This is a genomic window from Halomonas sp. 3F2F, assembly GCF_014897805.1.
Classification (GTDB): domain Bacteria; phylum Pseudomonadota; class Gammaproteobacteria; order Pseudomonadales; family Halomonadaceae; genus Vreelandella.
This window is the reverse complement of the sequence record NZ_JABUZE010000040.1, coordinates 1-17989: the sequence shown is the minus strand read 5'-3', so window position 1 is coordinate 17989 and position 17989 is coordinate 1. Positions and strand designations below refer to the sequence as shown.

The 17989-nt window shown below is 52.4% G+C and carries 24 protein-coding genes; 15 read left to right on the top strand and 9 right to left on the bottom strand.

Translation table 11 applies throughout. The features are described 5' to 3' along the window. Nucleotides 1-27 precede the first annotated feature (27 nt). Together INT21_RS05185 and INT21_RS05180 are read left to right on the top strand one after the other, a co-directional pair. The gene (locus INT21_RS05185) at nucleotides 28-540 is read left to right on the top strand and encodes a LysE family translocator (RefSeq protein ID WP_226930583.1); all 513 of its coding nucleotides are present in this window, start codon (nucleotides 28-30) and stop codon (nucleotides 538-540) included. Nucleotides 541-603: 63 nt separating this feature from the next. Next, the gene (locus tag INT21_RS05180; RefSeq protein WP_193084920.1) at nucleotides 604-1356 is read left to right on the top strand and encodes a carbon-nitrogen hydrolase family protein; all 753 of its coding nucleotides are present in this window, start codon (nucleotides 604-606) and stop codon (nucleotides 1354-1356) included. A gap of 60 nt (nucleotides 1357-1416) precedes the next feature. Here INT21_RS05180 and INT21_RS05175 read toward each other — a convergent pair whose 3' ends face one another. Beyond that, the gene (locus INT21_RS05175) at nucleotides 1417-2658 is read right to left on the bottom strand and encodes an MFS transporter (RefSeq protein WP_193084919.1); all 1242 of its coding nucleotides are present in this window, start codon (nucleotides 2656-2658) and stop codon (nucleotides 1417-1419) included. A gap of 112 nt (nucleotides 2659-2770) precedes the next feature. On the opposite strand from INT21_RS05175, the gene INT21_RS05170 reads away from it, so the two are divergent. Both INT21_RS05170 and INT21_RS20725 read left to right on the top strand, forming a co-directional pair. Continuing rightward, nucleotides 2771-3217, top strand: coding sequence for a winged helix-turn-helix transcriptional regulator (locus INT21_RS05170; RefSeq protein WP_193084918.1), 447 nt, complete (start codon nucleotides 2771-2773; stop codon nucleotides 3215-3217). A 121-nt stretch (nucleotides 3218-3338) separates the two neighbouring features. After that, entirely contained in the window at nucleotides 3339-3494 is a 156-nt protein-coding gene (locus INT21_RS20725) for a helix-turn-helix domain-containing protein (protein WP_226930582.1), read from the top strand. Nucleotides 3495-3623: 129 nt separating this feature from the next. Here INT21_RS20725 and INT21_RS05160 read toward each other — a convergent pair whose 3' ends face one another. Together INT21_RS05160 and INT21_RS05155 are read right to left on the bottom strand one after the other, a co-directional pair. Further along, nucleotides 3624-3971 carry an antibiotic biosynthesis monooxygenase family protein gene (locus INT21_RS05160; protein WP_193084916.1) on the bottom strand — a complete coding sequence of 116 codons (348 nt, stop codon included), beginning with the start codon at nucleotides 3969-3971 and terminating at the stop codon, nucleotides 3624-3626. Nucleotides 3972-4048: 77 nt separating this feature from the next. Beyond that, a complete protein-coding gene (locus INT21_RS05155) occupies nucleotides 4049-4399 on the bottom strand; it encodes an NIPSNAP family protein (protein WP_089039456.1) in 351 nt (116 codons plus the stop codon). A gap of 75 nt (nucleotides 4400-4474) precedes the next feature. On the opposite strand from INT21_RS05155, the gene INT21_RS05150 reads away from it, so the two are divergent. From INT21_RS05150 to INT21_RS05130, 5 genes are all read left to right on the top strand, one after another. Then, complete coding sequence (locus INT21_RS05150) at nucleotides 4475-5215, top strand: ArsR/SmtB family transcription factor (RefSeq protein WP_193084915.1); 741 nt, start codon at nucleotides 4475-4477, stop codon at nucleotides 5213-5215. Between the two features lie 110 nt (nucleotides 5216-5325). After that, entirely contained in the window at nucleotides 5326-5646 is a 321-nt protein-coding gene (locus INT21_RS05145) for a hypothetical protein (protein WP_193084914.1), read from the top strand. A gap of 79 nt (nucleotides 5647-5725) precedes the next feature. Continuing rightward, nucleotides 5726-6190: a YpsA SLOG family protein gene (locus INT21_RS05140; protein ID WP_193068796.1), complete on the top strand. Its 465-nt coding sequence runs from the start codon at nucleotides 5726-5728 to the stop codon at nucleotides 6188-6190. A 70-nt stretch (nucleotides 6191-6260) separates the two neighbouring features. Beyond that, complete coding sequence (locus tag INT21_RS05135) at nucleotides 6261-6620, top strand: VOC family protein (RefSeq protein ID WP_193068797.1); 360 nt, start codon at nucleotides 6261-6263, stop codon at nucleotides 6618-6620. Between the two features lie 76 nt (nucleotides 6621-6696). Further along, nucleotides 6697-6933, top strand: coding sequence for a helix-hairpin-helix domain-containing protein (locus INT21_RS05130; RefSeq protein WP_193084913.1), 237 nt, complete (start codon nucleotides 6697-6699; stop codon nucleotides 6931-6933). A gap of 59 nt (nucleotides 6934-6992) precedes the next feature. Here the strand turns inward: INT21_RS05130 and INT21_RS05125 are convergent, their stop codons facing one another. Both INT21_RS05125 and INT21_RS05120 read right to left on the bottom strand, forming a co-directional pair. Continuing rightward, complete coding sequence (locus INT21_RS05125; protein WP_193084912.1) at nucleotides 6993-7625, bottom strand: LysE family translocator; 633 nt, start codon at nucleotides 7623-7625, stop codon at nucleotides 6993-6995. A 42-nt stretch (nucleotides 7626-7667) separates the two neighbouring features. Continuing rightward, nucleotides 7668-8498 carry an AraC family transcriptional regulator gene (locus tag INT21_RS05120; RefSeq protein WP_193084911.1) on the bottom strand — a complete coding sequence of 277 codons (831 nt, stop codon included), beginning with the start codon at nucleotides 8496-8498 and terminating at the stop codon, nucleotides 7668-7670. A gap of 162 nt (nucleotides 8499-8660) precedes the next feature. Between INT21_RS05120 and INT21_RS05115 the strand changes: the two genes are divergently transcribed. Continuing rightward, nucleotides 8661-9554, top strand: coding sequence for a dihydrodipicolinate synthase family protein (locus INT21_RS05115; protein WP_193084910.1), 894 nt, complete (start codon nucleotides 8661-8663; stop codon nucleotides 9552-9554). A gap of 65 nt (nucleotides 9555-9619) precedes the next feature. Here the strand turns inward: INT21_RS05115 and INT21_RS05110 are convergent, their stop codons facing one another. After that, nucleotides 9620-10588: a zinc-binding metallopeptidase family protein gene (locus tag INT21_RS05110; RefSeq protein ID WP_193084909.1), complete on the bottom strand. Its 969-nt coding sequence runs from the start codon at nucleotides 10586-10588 to the stop codon at nucleotides 9620-9622. Between the two features lie 140 nt (nucleotides 10589-10728). After that, a complete protein-coding gene (locus INT21_RS05105) occupies nucleotides 10729-11616 on the bottom strand; it encodes a LysR family transcriptional regulator (protein ID WP_193084908.1) in 888 nt (295 codons plus the stop codon). 144 nt (nucleotides 11617-11760) lie between these two features. On the opposite strand from INT21_RS05105, the gene INT21_RS05100 reads away from it, so the two are divergent. Together INT21_RS05100 and INT21_RS05095 are read left to right on the top strand one after the other, a co-directional pair. Next, nucleotides 11761-12909, top strand: coding sequence for an MFS transporter (locus INT21_RS05100; RefSeq protein WP_193084907.1), 1149 nt, complete (start codon nucleotides 11761-11763; stop codon nucleotides 12907-12909). A gap of 211 nt (nucleotides 12910-13120) precedes the next feature. Further along, complete coding sequence (locus tag INT21_RS05095) at nucleotides 13121-14734, top strand: ABC-F family ATP-binding cassette domain-containing protein (RefSeq protein ID WP_193084906.1); 1614 nt, start codon at nucleotides 13121-13123, stop codon at nucleotides 14732-14734. 67 nt (nucleotides 14735-14801) lie between these two features. Here the strand turns inward: INT21_RS05095 and INT21_RS05090 are convergent, their stop codons facing one another. Then, nucleotides 14802-15104, bottom strand: a complete 303-nt coding sequence (locus INT21_RS05090) for an XRE family transcriptional regulator (RefSeq protein WP_193067530.1) — start codon at nucleotides 15102-15104, stop codon at nucleotides 14802-14804. A 10-nt stretch (nucleotides 15105-15114) separates the two neighbouring features. Further along, complete coding sequence (locus INT21_RS05085) at nucleotides 15115-15459, bottom strand: type II toxin-antitoxin system RelE/ParE family toxin (RefSeq protein WP_095603866.1); 345 nt, start codon at nucleotides 15457-15459, stop codon at nucleotides 15115-15117. 296 nt (nucleotides 15460-15755) lie between these two features. Between INT21_RS05085 and INT21_RS05080 the strand changes: the two genes are divergently transcribed. The 3 genes from INT21_RS05080 (at nucleotide 15756) to INT21_RS05070 (ending at nucleotide 17958) form a co-directional block, all read left to right on the top strand. Beyond that, nucleotides 15756-16091 carry a zinc ribbon domain-containing protein YjdM gene (locus INT21_RS05080; protein ID WP_089039441.1) on the top strand — a complete coding sequence of 112 codons (336 nt, stop codon included), beginning with the start codon at nucleotides 15756-15758 and terminating at the stop codon, nucleotides 16089-16091. Between the two features lie 150 nt (nucleotides 16092-16241). Continuing rightward, nucleotides 16242-16529: a helix-turn-helix domain-containing protein gene (locus INT21_RS05075; RefSeq protein WP_089039439.1), complete on the top strand. Its 288-nt coding sequence runs from the start codon at nucleotides 16242-16244 to the stop codon at nucleotides 16527-16529. A gap of 433 nt (nucleotides 16530-16962) precedes the next feature. Next, nucleotides 16963-17958, top strand: coding sequence for a PAS domain S-box protein (locus tag INT21_RS05070; protein WP_193084905.1), 996 nt, complete (start codon nucleotides 16963-16965; stop codon nucleotides 17956-17958). Nucleotides 17959-17989 lie beyond the last annotated feature (31 nt).

The window sequence follows — 17989 nt, the reverse complement described above, 5'->3', positions numbered from 1 at the left end:
GCTACGGGTCTGAGCGCACGATAAATTTTGAATAGCCACTTAGCGGGTATTGGGCGGCTAATAGCATTTGTCGGCATGATTACGCTGGCAGCGACTGGCTTGGCGACGCTGCTTTACACTTCTGAAAAAATCTTCCTCGTTATTAAGCTGGTTGGTGGCCTCTATTTGTTATGGCTGGCATATCAACTATGGGGCGCCGATACTGCCGCAAGTGATAGCGCTGAAATCCAGCACATGAGCTTATTTGAGCTGGCGCGACAAGAGTTCTTGCTTGCTGCTGGTAACCCCAAAGCCATTCTGATTTTTACCGCTTTCCTACCGCAGTTCGTGGAACCTAGCGGCAATGTCGGTCTGCAGTTTTTGGTGCTAGGTGTGCTGTTTTTAGTATTGGAATGGGTAGCGATTGCTGGTTATGCCTATGCAGGTAGCTTTTTGAGCCAGTGGTTTTCACGCCCCGCTATGCGGCGCTTATTTAACCGCGGCTGCGCAACTTTATTAGCCAGTGCCGGAGTAGGGCTATTGCTGGCTAAAAAAGGCTGAGTAAGCGTTAAGACTCGCTGTTTAAATACGCTAAATTCCTTTGCTGACTGTGATGAGGCTTGAATGAAAAAGGGCAATACCACCATCGCGTTAGCACAACTCCCGGTAGAAAAAGGCGCAGTGGCCGAGAACCTTGCAACACACCTTACCTACATTCAACACGCCGCTAGGCTTGGGGCTGATGTAGTGGTTTTCCCAGAGCTTTCGCTTACCGGCTACGAGCTTGAGCTACTAGAGCAACTGGCGATGCCCAAAAGTGCAGAGACCTTAAGTACGCTTTCTGCCGCTGCAGTTGCTCATAATATAGTAGTGATAGCAGGTTGCCCGCTGTTGAATGAAAGCAGTAAGCCCCACATAGGCGCTGTTATCTGTTTCCCAAGCGGAAAACGCGATTTCTATGTAAAGCAGCACCTGCACGAAGGAGAAGACGTTTACTGCTTGGCGGGTAATGAAAGCTACCAGTTCACGGTAAATGACACTCGCATAGCCTTGGCGATTTGCGCCGACTTCGCTCACCCCACCCACGCAGAAGTGGCAACTGCTCAGCAAGCAGATGTGTATATCGCCAGTGCGCTTATATCAGAAGCAGGTTACGAGCCTGATGCACAATTACTCGCCGCTATGGCAAAACGCCATCAGTTCCCAGTACTGCTTGCTAACCACATTTCCAACACAGGGGGCTGGCAAACGTGTGGCAAAAGTGGCGGCTGGAATACAGCGGGTGAGTTAGCGGTTGCGGCTAACGGTACCGAACCCAGCCTGGTGTTATGCAATGTTCAGCAAGGCATACTGAGTGGTGGGGCGGAGGAAGCATGAAAACACGACACCTCAGATGCGCCTGGACTCAGTCGTTCGGGAGATTGAAACACGACGCTCTCAATCTCGTGAAACCTCATCTGGCATATAACGCTGGGTCACGGCCCAGAATACTAGCGCCAATAGGCTTAACACGGCGCCTAAAATACACACTCCTTGCCAACCGAAATGGGCGTAGGTGGTGGTCGTGCTGATGGCTCCTAAGCCGCTACCGATCGAATAGAACAGCATGTACAGGCCTACCAAGCGACTATGCGCCTCAGGTCGGGTATGAAAAATCATGCTCTGGTTAGTGACGTGGAGTGCCTGCCCACCCATATCCAGCAACACGATCCCGATGATCAGCGCCCATAGCGACCATTCCATCAGCGATAGTGGCCACCATGCTAGTAGCAGCAATACCAGAGCAACTGCACTGGTACGCTGGCCGAGTCCTTGATCTGCCCATTTCCCGGCGCGAGCGGCTGCTAGGGCACCTACTACGCCAGCTAAACCAAATGCCCCAATGACCGTATGAGAAAATTCATAGGGCGGTGCGCTAAGTGGCAATACCAGAGCGCTCCAGAAAACGTTGAAGGCAGCGAACATCAGTAGGGCCAGCACACCGCGGATTTGCAGCACCCGTTCTTCCCGCAATAGTTCGAGCATCGAGACAATCAGGTGTGGATAGCTCATGGAACCTGACGCAGCTTCCAACGTTGGTAGTCGACGCCACAGTGGCAGAGCGAGTACCAGCATTATGGCTGCAGAGCACAAGTAGACACCCCGCCAGCCGGCTAGATCGCTTACACCACCAGCGAATATTCGGGCAAGTAGTAAGCCAATAAACACACCGCCTTGCGCTGCGCCGACTACACGTCCCCGTTCATGAGGAGCTGATGCACTAGCTGCATAAGCGATTAACCCTTGTGTCATTGCCGTACCGAGCAGGCCAACACTGAGCATTCCTGCCAGCAGCATAGCGGTGGATTGTGACAGTGCTACAACGATGAGGGCGGCCACCAACGCCAGCAATTGTAACGCCATAAGACGACGGCGGTTAACTCGGTCTCCTAGTGGCACGAGCAGGAGCAAGGCTAAAGCACAGCCGACCTGAGTGGCCGTGACCACACCGCCAACGGCTGCATAACTGATAGCGAAATCTTGGGCTAGAGCATCTAGCAGTGGCTGTGCGTAATAGACGTTCGCGACGCTTAAGCCGCTGGCCGCGGCGAACAGCAACACTAAGCCGCGTGGCATATCTGTTCGGATAGCAGGTGCACTGTCATCACAATGAGATGGCAGTACCGTGGACGCTTTCATAACTACCCTCCAAATAATCTGGTTTCAAAAAAAAACTAGTTGGATGGTAGGTATACTGGTTTTAAAATGCAACTAGATAAAAATTGCCGCAATCGAATGAAAGGCGAATGTCATGTCCCGTCGTAAGTCCATAGATAGTGAAACCTGCCCAGTAGCACGCTCTGTCGATATTGTCGGAGATCGGTGGTCGCTGCTCATCGTACGAGATGCTTTTGACGGCATGAGACGATTTCGTGACTTTCAGCGCAGCCTAGGCATGGCTCGCAACATTCTGGCCGAACGCCTGCATCGATTGGTTGAAGCGGATATCCTGGAAACTCGGCCGGCATCGGATGGCACGGCCTACCAGGAATATGTCTTGACTGCTAAGGGGGAAAGTCTATTTCCTGTGGTGGTTGCTTTACGCCAGTGGGGGGAGCGCTACTTGTTCGCTCGTAGCGAGCAGCACTCCACACTTATCGACAAATCAACGGGGCAGCCTGTGCCCTTAATGGCTCCCCAAGCTGGTGACGGCAATGTGCTGACCCCAGATGCTGCTATGGTTAAAAAGCTGCAGTAATAGCAATCTCGTATTGTGCTGTTTACGACAATTCGTAGCGGTGATCTGCCTGTGGCAGCAGGGGTAGCAAAAAACGAAACGTGCTTTTTCCCCAAGTAGTGATGGTGTCGCTTGTGAGCTTTTGGAGCAAGGTCAAATGAGTCTGGAAAATATCGCGGCTCGGAGTGGCTTCGGTAGTCTTCCTACCATGCGACATCATTTCCGGAAATGCCTAAACACTAGCCCGAGTAGCTACCGTAAAGTGTTTGTCGGGGCTTCTCTCAGCACGGTTGATTGATGCTCGATGTTGGGCGGTATTCATCGCTCCTAACAAGGTCTACACATAAAACGCCCAATACTTGCATTCCACCACACCCGCGCAAAGCTGCGTAGGCGTGGAGAATACAAACGTTGTGGCTACTTCCATTTATGATGAGTGCGCGTGACGCGAATCCTCAGGTGCCTCGAGCCGGTCGTTCATTCCGTAGTCTCGGATGACGGAAGCGACACGCAGTCGGTAGTCGGCAAAGATATCCTGTCGACCAGCTTTCTGAGCCGCTCGGTGAGATTCAAGCGAACGCCACTGCTTCACGGCATCTTCATCCCGCCAAAAAGACAGCGACAGCACTTTGCCGGGTTGCGTCAGACTCTCGAAGCGCTCAATCGATAGAAAGCCGTCGATAGCTTCCAAATCTTGGCGTAATGCGCTGGCAGTATCCAAGTAGTCTTGATAACGCTCATTATGTGGAAGCACTTCGAAGATCACAGCGATCATGGCAGATTCCTTGTATTCATAAATTCTTTATATTCATAAGTTCTTTTATTCTCAGATTCTTTATATTCACAGCGTCGTTACGTCGATACGTTCATTACATCGACAGCTTCAATGCCCAAGGTGCCGTCTACCACTTCTACAAAGCTACGCTCCTCTTTGAGGATGAATCGTTGCTCTTGGGCCATTGTGAAGTTCGCGTGTCCTCCTTCATCAGATCTCAGCCGAGCGCGATAGGCCTCATAGGAAGCTAGGCTATCGAAGGCAATTAGGCCCCAGGCGATATTGTTGGTGCCCTCTAAAGGCAGGAAGTAGCCAATAAGATGGCCGCCACACCAGGGGATGATTTTTCCCCAGTTTTCCGCGTATTGCTTGAAAGCGTCGCGTTGGAAAGGGTCGATCTCGTAGCGAATGATGCAGGTAATGCTCATCTGATTATCTCCGTTGAAAGGCAACGGAGACGATACCTAATTGCCGCACCCAAATGGTTCGACTAAGATCGAACCATGAATGAAGCCCCTAACATTGTGCGCGTTGCCGCACTGATCGGAGATAACGCTCGGGCGGAAGCGCTCTGTGCCTTAATGTCTGATCGCGCGCTAACGGCGACTGAACTGGCAAATATGGCCGGTGTGACTAAGCAAACCATGAGCTTCCACCTCAGAAAGCTACGAGAGGAAGGACTACTCGCGGTCGAGAAGCAGGGGCGCCACCGCTATTTTAGGCTGGCGGGGCCACATGTTGCTGAACTTTTGGAGTCGCTGATGGGCCTCGCTTTCCGAGGCGACGATAGGCATCTGTCTATCGGCCCGCGCGACCCCGCGCTGCGCAAGGCCCGCGTTTGTTACGACCACCTTGCAGGGGAGCTGGGGGTTTTTGTGTACGAGCAGATGCTCGAGACAGATATCCTTCAGCAGCTTCCAGGCGGACTACAGCTGACTAAACAGGGACGGCTGTGGTTCCAGAAACATGGCATTGATGCAGACGCGCTGGCTTCTTCGAAGCGATCATTTTGTCGAGCGTGTTTGGATTGGAGCGAGCGTAGGAATCATCTTGCCGGCGCGCTCGGGGCGGCGCTGCTTGCGCGAATTCAGGCGCTTGGCTGGGCGAAACGGGAGGAAGACTCCCGCGTTATCGTTTTCAGTGCCAAAGGGGAAGCGTCGCTGCGGGCAATGTTCGCAGTGAACAACATGCCACTTACTCCCGACACCTCACCATTAGAATCCTTCTCGCTTGTTTGTAAATAATGTTCATTTTTCAGTGCTTGTAGCTACTTACTACCGCAGGCATTATCAGCGCTCGTGATTGCTGGCCGAAGGCGGCAACCATAAGGATTTCGTCGCACTGGGGGGAAGTAATGGGGAAGCTCTTTTCACTGATCGTACTACTGGCAATTGGCTACGTGGGCATCTATATCTATTACGGTGTCGCCGTAAAACAAGAAGTGCAGCAGCAATTGGATGATCGCGGTCTGTCTTCGGTGAGTGTTGATAGCGTTGAGTATGGTCTATTTGCGCCGATTAACACCTCTGCAGAACTGACAGTAACCGTTACTTACCGCGGTTCTCAGGCCGCAGTGAACATGGTGGTGCAAGGGCACCCGGTGTTTTCAGACGACGTTAATGTTGAGCTCGATGGTCTTCAAGCACTGAGACTGGGGATAGGCTTCGGGCAGTAGGTTTTACAACGTCCGTTTTCACTTACAACACCGCGTGGCAAACGCGTTTGCCGCTCGATCAGAGACACGTGGCTAATTTATGCTTTCCAAAATTATGAGTGGCGGCCAAACAGGCGCTGATAGGGCGGCTCTCGATGCTGCCTTAACATTAGAATTTCCCATTGGTGGAACGTGTCCGGTGGGCAGAATGGCCGAAGATGGGCCAATGAGCAGTATCTATACCCTCGAAGAGGTCAGCGGTGATTACCGTCAGCGCAACCATCAAAATGTACAGAACGCGGATGGCACCGCTATCTTCTATGCGTCTTATCTTCAAGGGGGAACAGAAGCCACTGCACTTTTCTGTATTCAGCAATCAAAACCCTACAAGCTAATTGATATTGAGCTGATAGATCCACTGCACGCAGCGATGTTGCTGGCCGACTTTGTGCATGATCGCAACATTAGCGTCTTAAACGTGGCAGGCCCCAGAGCCAGCACTTGCCCGGTAATGTACGCGTACGTTAAGCAAGCGATTGAACTGGTTATTAAGCAGTCACGTTAGGCTAAGCTGTCACTGAGTGGCAACTAAACGTGCTCATAATCTGAATTCGGCAACGTAAAGGAACAGACCTATGCACCTGCATGAAAAGCTTAATTACGTCGAGTTTGCAGCGAAAGATTTAGCGGCGACAAAAACGTTTTTCACGGCGGTGTTCGGCTGGGAATTCGTCGATTACGGCCCTGAATACAGCGCGTTTTCCAACCAGGGATTAGATGGCGGCTTTTATCATTCAGATGCCTGCAGTCGAACCGCTAATGGCGGCGCACTGCTGGTTTTCTATAGCGCGGATATTAACGCAACGCTCGAAAAGGTAGAGCAAAGCGGCGGTGACGTCATTCAGCCTATTTTCGAATTCCCAGGCGGCTTTCGCTTTCACTTCCTAGAGCCCAGTGGCAATGAGTTTGCGGTTTGGTCAGAGGCGCGCACTTAAAACGCGAACGCCTCAGAGCTCTTTTAAACCCAGAGGTCTTTTAACCTCAAAGATCTTTTTAAAGAGGAGTACATGAGTGGCCTTTTCTGATGCCGAAAGAGATGCACTATTGAGTGTCAAAGGCGTTGGCCCTACCGTCCTCAAGCGTTTTGAAGAGATTGGTATTGACTCATTTGCTGAGCTGGCCGCCCGCCAAGTTGATGAGATAGCAGAAATGGTGGCCGCCATGCTGCACACCACCTGCTGGAAAAACAGCCCGCAGGCAAAGGCAGCTATTTCTGCTGCTATTGCCAGGGCGCAAGAGGGGGTGTGACACACCGCAAATGTAGCGAGCAATCAATGGCTAGAATGCTCGCTACCTGTGTCATCAGGCTAGCTAGCGTTAAGCGCCAGCCAAACATGCTCATAGCCAATCGATAACGCCACGGCGACCAGCAGCCCCGCCATTACCCAGTTGAAGCCCTTAATGATCCCTGCGCTTTGAATGCGCTGGCCAACCAAACTGCCCATCAAGACATAACTGCCGGGTGCGCCAGCGGCTAATATTGCCAGCCCGAATGCCCAAACCACCAAGCTAAGCCCTTCAATACCCGCCGCAGGAAATTGCAGTGTAGCAAGGGGTAGGGTGGCAATAATGGCTTTTGGGTTAAGCAGTTGCATCACCAGCCCATCGCGAAAACGCAGCAGATGTACGGTGTGGTCATGGTTGTTTAACTGGGTGTTTAAGTCGCTACTTAAATCAGCGCTTGAACGGGCAATTTTTATTGCGAGATAAACAATATAGCTACACCCCAACGCGCTCACAACGATCAGTGCTTCATTGTCGATCCAAGCGGCGCCTGCCCAGCCCAATAGTAATAAGTAAGTAAACATCGCGGTGCCTACTCCCAGACAAAAACCGAGCGATTTTTTGGCTTGGCCATTGATGCCAACGTTTAAGCCCAGCAGATTCACAGGCCCAGGCGTATACATAGCGCCCAGGGCATAGGCGACGATTCCTAGCATGGTGAAGCCTCGTTTGTTTAATGGCAGTTCTAAAACTGGGGATTAACGCGCGATATCGCGTTGGTATTGGTGGGGTGTCATGCCATAAATGCGCTTAAAGCGCCGATTAAAATGGCTAAGGTCGGCAAAGCCAAAGCGTAGCGCCACTTCGTTAAGTGGGGCACCGGCGTCTAGTGCAGTACGCGCCGCATTGATTCGGCAATTAATCACGTACTGATGGGGGGTAATGCCGTAATGCTGGCGAAACAGGCGCAAGAAATGGTACTTGGATAAATGCGCTGCCTGGCAAATATCATCCAGCGACATATCGCTTTCCAAGTGGGCGTGGATATACTCCTTAGCCAGACCTAGCAGGGCATCAGGTCGACTTGTGATGGGGTTGGGTTGTGAAATGCCGCCGAGTTGAACGGTTCTCTCGATAACCCGATAAAGCGCATTTTCCTGATCAATACAGCTACCTGCTTGGGAGGTGACCAAGCGCGCCAGTTCCAAAATGGCGTGGCGCAGTTGCACATCCTGAATCAGCGTTTGGTTGGAACGAAAATCCGTGGCATGTTCGCGCCCAAGCGCATCTGCGAACAGCGGCTTGACCTGTTCTGGATGGGCATAAACCATCAGGTAGTCCAGTGCATGCTCACCGCCTGGTTGGCCATCGTGAACCTCCTCAGGGTTGAACAGAATCACATTGCCCGGCGGGCTTTTGTGGAACTGCCCGCCGCTAAAAAAATCCTGACGCCCGGCCAGCGTTACGCCGAAGGCAAACTCCTCATGGGCATGACGGTCATAGCTGAAATCTTCAATTGCCGCCTGAAGCACCGTCAGTGTTGGCACATGCTGACTTTTGATGAATTGAAACCGGCTTGTATTTGCCATGCCAAACCCTCCTGATAAGTCACACCACCTAGCTTATGCGCTCCTGGATATCAAATGCTTGTACATAATTGCTAACTAACCTTGAGAGACTCGCTAGCCTCATCATGCAGCATCACGTATGTTAATAGTCTCTTAACTGTCATCGTAAAAGGATCATTCACCATGTTCACTGGTTTGAGCGCTTTTCCGCTAACCCCCATGAACGAGCAGGGCATACATGAGCATGAGTTTGCTCGTTTAGTGGAACGCCTGGTGGAAGCGCGGGTGGATTCTATCGGCGTGCTGGGGTCTACGGGCAGCTACGCTTATTTAAGTGGTGAAGAGCGCGCCCGAGTCGCCAAGCTATGCGTTGAGCATGCCGCCAGCGTGCCAGTGGTGGTAGGCATAGGTTCGCTCCGTACCCGTGATGTACTGGCCAATGCAGAAAGCGCCCAGCAAGCAGGCGCTAGTGGCGTGCTATTGGCGCCAGTGTCTTATCAAAAGCTGACCGAGGATGAGGTATTTGGCCTTTTCGAGACGGTTTGTCGTTCGCTGAGTGTGCCGCTATGTGTCTATGACAACCCAGGCACTACGCACTTTGAATTCAGTGATGAACTGCATGGTCGCATCGCTCAACTGCCCCAGGTTCACTCGATTAAAATTCCTCCAGTGCAGAATGATATCGCCGCCGCACAGGCGCGCGTAGCACGGCTGCGGGGATTAATTCCCAGCGACGTAACCATCGGCATTAGCGGCGACCCAGCGGCCGCCACGGGCATGCTTGCTGGCTGCGATGCCTGGTACTCGGTGATTGGTGGGCTATACCCTGAAACTGCGCTGGTGCTAACCCGTGCCGCCCAAGCGGGAGACGCAAAAGACGCCAACGCGCTTTCCGCTGCACTTGAACCGTTATGGGCGCTCTACCGTGACTTCGGCGGCAGCCTGCGGGTAGTCGCTACCATTGCAGAACTTACCGGAACAGTAAGCCAACCCTGTTTGCCCCAGCCGCTACAAACGCTGCAAGGCGATGCACGGAAAAGGGTGGCGGCGGTGATTGACGCTTTGCAACTAAGCTAACGCGTTTATCGATGGCAGGCCCTGGCTAAAGTGCTGATTTCCCCAGGGCCTGTTGCAGATGCGGATTAAAGCCCTTGAGCGCCGCGCCGTAGCCAATTATGCACGAAGGCTAGCTTGCGCATCGCTGCGTCGGAAAGCACAAACGGATAAAGATCCGAAAGCCCCATCGAGCGGTTTACATGATTAACCCCGGCGACTAATGATGCCGCGATGTGAATCAAGCGCTCAGCGTCCGGTTCGGCGTAAGCATCCCAACCATAGGTGTTGGGCAAGGCTGGAGAGGTCATGCCCGCCGACACAAAACTATCGGTGATATCGGTCAGGTGCAGCAGGTGCGAGGTGGTTTCCGCCCAATCCTCATGAGGGTGGGAGGAGGCATAGGTAGACAGAAACCGCTGCCGCCAATCCGCAGGCGGGCCATTGTGATAATAGTGCTGCAACGCTGCTGGATAATCCTCGCGCTCATCGCCAAACATCTCACGAAACGCATCAAGAAAGTCATCCCGTAAGCTCAGCCGCCACCACAGCATATGGGCGATTTCATGGCGCATATGGCCAATCATCGTGCGGTAAGGCTCTGCCAATGCCTCTTTGCGAGTTGTGCGTAACACCGCATCAGCCTCTGCGACACTGATGGTAACCACACCGCCCACATGGCCCATGGGCACCGGCGTTCCCCCTTCGGCCAGCATATGAAACACGGGTGGCGCGCCAGGGTCTTCCGGGCGAAACCAGTTCCAACGGCCAAGGTTGTCGATTACCCAGCGTTTAGCTGCCTCCGTTTGCGCCCAGTTGGGCATGGCATCTGAAATGGAAGGGTCGGGTGCTAGGGCTGTCATTGCGCAGGCACGGCAGAATTCACCTTGCTTAGGCGCAATCCAGTTGCAACCAATGACTTCGCGGTTGGCGCAGAAGGGCGGCATCGGCAGAAAGGCACGTGCTTGCGGGTCGTAAGCCACAGGCACGCCATCTGCGGTCACCAAATTATCAAACCAGAGTGAACCGGCACCGACCGGATTAGAAAACACACGCATAGGTCGGGTATCTCAAAAGAAACGAGCCTTCAGTCTAGGAGCCAATGCCGCGTTAAGCCAAACACATCTACCTTAATTTCTGTGTGGTTGGGCAAAAGCAGCGTAACTGTTGGGGCTTGCTATCACGCCATTCTCCACGCTTATGAAGGAGGCGCTTCAACGAGATCCCTAAGCTGCTCACTTAGAGGATTGTCTTTCTTGTAGGCTAACAGTAGCGGCGGGGAAGTGCCCCCGTCGGCAAGCGGTATGGCTACCAGCCCGTGAGCCATCGACGCGGCGCTGGCGGGCAGGGTGGTAATGCCAATACCGGCGCCAACGAAGCACAGCATACTGCCGATATCGGGCACATCCACAACATGGCTGAGAGAAACCCCTGCTTTATCGGCCAATGTCTCCAGTTGGCGCCTAAGAAATGTTCTTTGCGTGGCGGGTTGGAGTAAAAGCCGCTCGCTGGCTATCTCGCCAAAATTGATGGAAGGCTTTGCCTGCAGCCGATGGCCTGGGGGGAGTAGCACGAGCAGCGGTTCATCTCCCAGCCTGGAAACCGATAAACCCGCTAGAGCGTTCTCGTCCAGCTCAGCTCGTAGTACCACAGCGTCAAGCTTACCTGCTTTCAGCGATGCGATATGTGAGAGGGCATTCCCTTCGCACAGCTGCAGTTCGATCAGCGGGCGCTCGGTGAGCAGTTTAGCCAGGGCAGAGGTGAGGGATTTGGAGAAAATCGCGCTGGCCGAATAACCAAGGCGCAGCATGCCGATTTCACCCTGGGCTGCCTGCCTGGCAACGCCGATGCTTCGTTGTGCAGCACTGAGTATCTCCAAGCTTTCACCAAGAAAGGCCTCGCCTGCTTTGGTGAGATGCACACCTCGGGTATTGCGCTCAAACAGCTTCACACCCACGGTTTCTTCTAATGACTTAATGCTCTGGCTCAGCGGCGGCTGGGTAATATGCAATCGCTCGGCAGCGCGCCTGAAGTTAAGCTCCTCAGCAACGGCAACAAAGTGCTTAATCTGTTTCAGTTCGACCATCTCGTCGCTCCTCCAGTGACCACAACATACGCTGATTTCTGATGCTGCACTCTGTCGAAACAGCTATCACTGCGATACCGATTCCGACCTTCATTCGAGCCTTGAGCGTACGTATGATAATGCCTGTCTCAACAGGAATAAGCCATGCGTACGGCCTTAATCATTGGATCGCTCGGCGCTTTTTTTAATTTGTACCAGCTTCAGGCGCTGTTTCCAGCGTTAGTCGAGCGGTTCGGAACAACAGCCACTGGCGCTGGCTGGTTAACGATGGCCTCGTTGCTAGGAATGATGGTTACCGCGCCACTGACTGGCGCTGTAACAAAACATGCTAACCCTTCGACCTTATTGATAGCTGGCTTTCTCACATTGGCCGCGATTAACGCTTCAATGGCATTGACGACTAGCCAAGACGTGCTTTTTGTACTGCGGCTAGGCCAAGGCATTGTCATTCCCTTTCTATTAACCGCAACGATGAATTTGGTCTCTCAGCGGCCAAGCAGTTTTGTGCCGCTGTACGTGACCGGCACCATAGTTGGCAGCACACTCAGCCGGTTTTACCCTGCTTGGTCGGTTGGTGCCATGGGTTGGGAGCTGGGCTTCTTAAGCTCTGCATGCCTAATGATGCTATCGGCGGTGGCGGTTTATCTTCTTCCGAAAATTACTTATCTGAAAACAACTGGCGCTGAACCAATGCAGCGTACTGAACGGCATCAAACGTCGGAGGCATATACAAGGCGCGCGCTTACTGACAGTACGCTGCTCATTGCCTATCTCGCGGGTTTTGCACTGCTCTTCACGCAAAGCGCGGTGTTTACGGCACTGGGTCTATGGCTTGCCCAAGAACCCTATCATTGGAATTCACAGCAGATCGGCACGATCTATCTGGCGTGCCTGCCCTCACTTGTCTGCGTGCTCACTGCCAGCGTATTGCGGCGCTACCTAAGTGAAGTAGCGATTGCCATATCACTCATAGCGTTGATTTGGGCAGCGCTGTGGCTGATTAGCACGACACGCATGTCTATCATGCTGGGCGTTGCGCTGTTTGCCATAGGAACCTATATGTTCCAAACAGTGACGACCCAGTTATTAAGCAGCACGCGCCGCGTACCCGCCGGTGTTGCCGCTGGCATATACCTCTCTTGCTACTATTTAGGCGGCGCAATGGGCGCAAGCCTTGCGGCGTATGCCTTTGCGATATGGGCCTGGAAAGGAGTAATTACCAGTATAGCGATAGCCCAGGCAGTTATCTTTTGCCTAGTCATCGGCACCCGGCATTGCGCTAAAAAGCGCTGAGCGAAAATCTTCCTAACAGCTCATAGCTAGCGAGTGTTATTTGTATTATGGTTTAAATCCTCCCACGTTTAGCAGAGGTATTTGTCCAATGAACCATTGATGCCGCCGTTGCAATAACGGCCAGTCTCCATCCCCCCAGTAGCAAGGATCGTCTTTGAAATGGTTCTTGGGAGGGTTCTAGAGAGAGTTCTTGGCATCGTTGGAATCACACATGACAAATACCTATCTCACCTTAAAAGGTGTTTCCTACGTTCTGTCGGATGGCAGAACGCTTTTCACTGATCTTCACGAGCAGTTCGATAACCGCCCAACCGGGTTGGTGGGGCGTAATGGTGTCGGCAAAACAGTCCTAGCCCAAATCCTCGCGGGCCTAGTGCAGCCAACCACTGGCCATTGTCAGCGCCCCGGCAGCGTCCATTACCTTGCCCAGCAGGTGGCGCAGCCGCAGGGCGCTTGTGTCGCTGATCTTGCCGGTGTTCGAACAACGCTGGATGCGCTGGCACGCATTGAGGCGGGCAGCACAGCGCCGGAGGATTTTGAGACAGTCGAGGATCGTTGGGATATGCCCCAGCGATTCCGCCATGAACTCGAACGCAATGGCCTGGGCTATCTTGAAGCCAGCACACCAGCGAACACACTGAGCGGCGGCGAAGCCATGCGCGTGGCCTTAATGGGTGCAATGCTCTCGAATGCCGATTGCCTGATTCTTGATGAGCCAAGCAACCATCTCGACCGACCCAATCGGCAGGCACTCATCGAACAGCTGCGGCGCTGGCCGCGTGGGCTGATAGTGGTTAGCCATGACCGACAACTGCTGGAAGCCATGGAGCGTATCGTGGAACTGTCGCCCTTAGGGCTGCACAGCTACGGTGGCAACTACACGTTCTATGCTCAAGCCAAAGCGCACGAGCAGCAGGCTGCCCTTGATCAGCTCAGCCAGCGAAAGCTCGAACGCCAACGCGAAGAGCGCGCGATGCGCAAGCAGCGTGAACGTCAGGAGAAACGCCAGGCTCGCGGCAACCGGCTGGGCAAGGAGGCCAACCAGGCTAAGATCCTGTTAGATCGCCAGAAAGAGCGCAGCGAAACCTCGGCGGGCGCGCTGCGCCAAAAGCAGGCGGCCAGTCAGGCGCAGCTGAATCAACGTGTGCGTGACGCCGCAAAGCAGGTTGAAAACGAGCGACAAATCAACCTGCATGAAATACCCGTTACCCAAGCCGCCAAGCGCTGTTTGGCGGAGTTAGAAAGGGTTGAGCTACCGTTCGTTATGGGCGCTACTCGGCACATTAATCTAATGCTGAAAGGGCAGCAGCGACTAGGCATCGTCGGCCCGAATGGCTGTGGTAAATCCACGCTGCTCCGCGTGCTGGCGGGCCAGATTGAGCCCTTGTCAGGAGCCTGCAACATAACGCCTGAAAGCGCCTATCTCGACCAGCAACTGGGGAATTTAGACCCAGCAAAGACGTTGCTTGCACAACTGCAGCAAGCCAACCGAACCGCGAGTGAAGGGGGCCTGCGCATGCGGCTTGCCCAGCTAGGTCTGGACGCGCAAAAAATCACCACGCCCAGTGGGCGGCTAAGCGGTGGCGAGCGCCTGAAAGGCGCACTGGCCTGCATCCTCTACGCCGATTGCCCACCGCAACTACTGCTACTGGACGAGCCAAATAACCATCTTGACCTGCCTTCAGCACAAGCACTGGAAACCATGCTGCGCAGTTACCAAGGCGCGTTAGTGGTGGTATCCCACGACGATGCCTTTCTGGAAAACCTAGCGCTAACAGACCGCCTGCTAGCAACCGAGCAAGGCTGGCAATTGGAGCCGGTTTGATCTAAGTATTCGAGGTGTGATGCATTACTAAAAAACGGCGTAAGTCTAAACAGCTTGTTGGGGACAGCTATACAGGGAAGCCATGATGACTTCCATCGGGAAGTTCTATATCGACACGGACTCGGCCGCCTAGCGCTTCGACGTAGCGTTTGAGTGAACTAAGGCGCATATCCTGGCCAACTTTCTCAAGTCCTGCGACGGTGGGTTGTTTTACTCCCATCGCAATAGCTATGTCTGCTTGGGTTTTCTCCGCTAGCTGACGAATTTCGGCAAGCCTGATCTCGAATAACATATCGTTGGCTTTCGCCTCAGCTGCCGCAACGATCTCTGGCTTTTCTTTTGCTAACAAGTCTTCCAGTTTGCGTGCCATGGTTACCACCTCACTTTAGTGTTTCCAGGTGAGCCGTATATTCTTTATCGGCGACTGGAATCATCTCATTATAGAAGCGCTTGTCATTTCCACCTTTATCGCCTGCGCATAGCAAGATGCCTGTGCGACGTGGATCAAACGCAAAAAATACTCTGATAGGACGTCCCTGGCACTGAACACGCAATTCCTTCATGTTGGAATGCTGCGAGCCGTTTACAGTGTCAGCGTGCGGCCTTGAAAGCATCGGGCCTCGTTCACGTAGAAGAAGTACAGAAGCCAGAACGTTCTCACGTTCAATTTCTTCCAATGAGAAGAACCACGCTTCAAATGTGTCTGTTTGCTCGATAGACCACATGGAGACCTCTTTTGTTTATAGGTTTTATCCTATATAGGCTATGCCCTATTATCAAGAGATTTTCTCAAACTAGGAAGAGGGCAAAACAGCTAATCAAATTATGCCTATCTTCAGGTAGCCAACCCATCATCCCCAACTATAAAAACGCCCCGTAGGAGGTGGCTTTAGCCCGCGACGATTCAAACACTGAGCCATCAACAGGCACCGCTTCCCAGTGAACCTGCCTGTGTGCATTCGCCAAGGCTGCAAAGGCTCAGTATCATAAGCAGCCAATCCAACCACAGAAGTTTCCTCCCATGTCATGCCCACCTTGCCCCAATTGCCAATCTGAATTCGTCTACCAGGATCAAAGCCTGTTTATTTGCCCGGAATGCGCCCACGAATGGAACCCTTCCGAGGTTGAAGCGGAAGATACCGTCACGGTGAAAGATGCCAATGGCAGCCTGCTTGCTGAAGGCGACAAGGTAACGCTTATCAAAGACCTCAAGGTCAAAGGCAGCTCAATCGTGCTTAAGATTGGCACCAAGGCGGTCATTAAGCGGCTCAAAGAGGGCAAAGACCACCAGCTCGACTGCAAGGTCGATGGCGCTGGCGACATGATGGTCACCGCCCAGTTTGTCAAAAAAGCCTGAATAGATGGCAATTTGTGTTAGCACAAAGCGTTCTGACCAACTTGATGAAAGCATCCGATCACGAGATATGGATGCTCACGCTGTACAGTAAAACGGAGCGTGCCAGTATTCCTGGGCACATGCTCAAGCAAATAGCGGAGGCAATCAAAAATGGTTGATAGAAACCTTGGGGCAGAGATTCTAGACGGTATCAATGAGATCAAACAGTTCAAGAAAGGCAAAGTAGCTCTGCGAACTCATGAGTTAGCAGAGCCCTCACCCCCTCAAATAATTCGGCATAAACTGAACCTATCGCAATCAGCCTTTGCAGGTCTTCTTGGGGTCAGCATACGTACACTTCAGGACTGGGAACAAGGCCGCAGAGAGCCTCAAGGCCCGGCAGTTGCTCTGTTGCGAATTGCTGAGCAACACCCTGAAGTCTTTGAGCAACTTCACTAAATAAAACAATGTGTTTTGCTAAGGGCGCCCGGATGCTCGCCATCACCAAAGGTTTGAAAGCCGTGAAAGTGGCTACCTGCCATGCCACAGCTTATTAGCATCGATTAGCCTGCTAATGGGAATTGCCGTTTTGTATGCTACCGCTTGCCTGAATCACCTTCACTCGCCTAGAGAGCTATCATGGCGGTTAGACTCAACAGGTAACAACAGGTCCTAAAAGGCACTGTGAGATGGCTATCCATGGGTAGCCATTTAAAATGCGAGGCGATATGAGGTGTCAGGCGTTTGAGTACATCGTGGAGTACAACAAACAACGGCGGCACAGTGCTAACGGGATATGATCAGCCCAGAGACTTTCGAAGCCCGAATGATCGCTTAAATCAGTGTCAACTATTGCTGGATAAAGTCGCATGGTTTCATGAAAGGTGTGTCTATGAAAGACGATAAGCTAGGAGAAACGACTAAAGCTTTAGTTGATGGCGGCGGCGTAAATTCGATTTCACCATCACTCTTCACCGAAGTATTCGACGCTTTTGAAGAAGCCGTTGTCATTACCGACGCAAGTCGTCGTATGGTTTATGTGAATTCTGCGACAGAGCGGCTGTTTGGATACTCAAAGAACGCGCTGTATGGTGAAGAGGCAAAAATACTGTACGCCGATGAAAACGATTTTTTCGAACAAGGTCGGATACGTTTTAATACTTCTAGCAAAATAGCTGCGGAGAACTACAGAGTTGCATATCGGCGCTCGGATGGAGAGCAGTTTTTTGGCCTGACGACGGGGGCAGTTATGCGGGCTAAGGATGGGACAGTAACCGGATTTATTGGTATTGTCCGCCCAGCTCGCTCAACAGATCAATCTTTGGATACCCTACAAAAGATCCAAAACATAACTTCAGATGTCGCGCTGAGCCAGAGTAATAAAATAGAACGATTGCTTCGGGTTGGCCTGGACCATTTTGGTCTCGAAAAAGCGATTGTTTCTCGTATTGTGGGAAGCCAATACACCATCGAATACTGCGTTGATCTCAAAGGAGAGCTGGAACCATTAACAACGTTTGACTTATCGGGAACTTATTGTGTTCACACGTTAAGTGCGGGTAAGTCGGTCGGTTTTCATTTCGTGGCGAAAAGTGAAATTCAAAACCATCCATGCTACGCAAACTTCAAACTGGAGTCGTATATAGGAGCTCCGATATGGTTGTCTGGCCAGCTATATGGAACTATTAATTTTTCTAGCCCTTCTCCGGTTGAGCCATTTTGCAGGGATGATCATATTCTTGTTGCGTTGCTTTCAGATACTGTTAGTTATCTCCTGTATAAGAAGCAGTCTGAGGAGGAAATGAAGCGTCTGGCAAGCATTGATGGATTGACTGGTTTGCCAAATCGACGCGCAACAATGGAGCGCCTGAGTGAACTAAGTGCCTAACCGAAAGTTTTCGTGCATAATGTATGTAGGA

What these genes read in the sequence shown, in the direction of transcription:
- INT21_RS05180 (WP_193084920.1), top strand. Translation starts at nt 604, where the DNA reads ATGAAAAAGGGCAATACCACCATCGCGTTAGCACAACTCCCGGTAGAA.
- INT21_RS05150 (WP_193084915.1), top strand. Translation starts at nt 4,475, where the DNA reads ATGAATGAAGCCCCTAACATTGTGCGCGTTGCCGCACTGATCGGAGAT.
- INT21_RS05170 (WP_193084918.1), top strand. Translation starts at nt 2,771, where the DNA reads ATGTCCCGTCGTAAGTCCATAGATAGTGAAACCTGCCCAGTAGCACGC.
- INT21_RS05070 (WP_193084905.1), top strand. Translation starts at nt 16,963, where the DNA reads ATGAAAGACGATAAGCTAGGAGAAACGACTAAAGCTTTAGTTGATGGC.
- INT21_RS05175 (WP_193084919.1), bottom strand. Translation starts at nt 2,658, where the DNA reads ATGAAAGCGTCCACGGTACTGCCATCTCATTGTGATGACAGTGCACCT.
- INT21_RS05135 (WP_193068797.1), top strand. Translation starts at nt 6,261, where the DNA reads ATGCACCTGCATGAAAAGCTTAATTACGTCGAGTTTGCAGCGAAAGAT.
- INT21_RS05160 (WP_193084916.1), bottom strand. Translation starts at nt 3,971, where the DNA reads ATGATCGCTGTGATCTTCGAAGTGCTTCCACATAATGAGCGTTATCAA.
- INT21_RS05115 (WP_193084910.1), top strand. Translation starts at nt 8,661, where the DNA reads ATGTTCACTGGTTTGAGCGCTTTTCCGCTAACCCCCATGAACGAGCAG.
- INT21_RS05080 (WP_089039441.1), top strand. Translation starts at nt 15,756, where the DNA reads ATGTCATGCCCACCTTGCCCCAATTGCCAATCTGAATTCGTCTACCAG.
- INT21_RS05155 (WP_089039456.1), bottom strand. Translation starts at nt 4,399, where the DNA reads ATGAGCATTACCTGCATCATTCGCTACGAGATCGACCCTTTCCAACGC.
- INT21_RS05100 (WP_193084907.1), top strand. Translation starts at nt 11,761, where the DNA reads ATGCGTACGGCCTTAATCATTGGATCGCTCGGCGCTTTTTTTAATTTG.
- INT21_RS05125 (WP_193084912.1), bottom strand. Translation starts at nt 7,625, where the DNA reads ATGCTAGGAATCGTCGCCTATGCCCTGGGCGCTATGTATACGCCTGGG.
- INT21_RS05090 (WP_193067530.1), bottom strand. Translation starts at nt 15,104, where the DNA reads ATGGCACGCAAACTGGAAGACTTGTTAGCAAAAGAAAAGCCAGAGATC.
- INT21_RS05095 (WP_193084906.1), top strand. Translation starts at nt 13,121, where the DNA reads ATGACAAATACCTATCTCACCTTAAAAGGTGTTTCCTACGTTCTGTCG.
- INT21_RS05120 (WP_193084911.1), bottom strand. Translation starts at nt 8,498, where the DNA reads ATGGCAAATACAAGCCGGTTTCAATTCATCAAAAGTCAGCATGTGCCA.
- INT21_RS05085 (WP_095603866.1), bottom strand. Translation starts at nt 15,459, where the DNA reads ATGTGGTCTATCGAGCAAACAGACACATTTGAAGCGTGGTTCTTCTCA.
- INT21_RS05145 (WP_193084914.1), top strand. Translation starts at nt 5,326, where the DNA reads ATGGGGAAGCTCTTTTCACTGATCGTACTACTGGCAATTGGCTACGTG.
- INT21_RS05075 (WP_089039439.1), top strand. Translation starts at nt 16,242, where the DNA reads ATGGTTGATAGAAACCTTGGGGCAGAGATTCTAGACGGTATCAATGAG.
- INT21_RS05140 (WP_193068796.1), top strand. Translation starts at nt 5,726, where the DNA reads ATGCTTTCCAAAATTATGAGTGGCGGCCAAACAGGCGCTGATAGGGCG.
- INT21_RS05110 (WP_193084909.1), bottom strand. Translation starts at nt 10,588, where the DNA reads ATGCGTGTGTTTTCTAATCCGGTCGGTGCCGGTTCACTCTGGTTTGAT.
- INT21_RS05105 (WP_193084908.1), bottom strand. Translation starts at nt 11,616, where the DNA reads ATGGTCGAACTGAAACAGATTAAGCACTTTGTTGCCGTTGCTGAGGAG.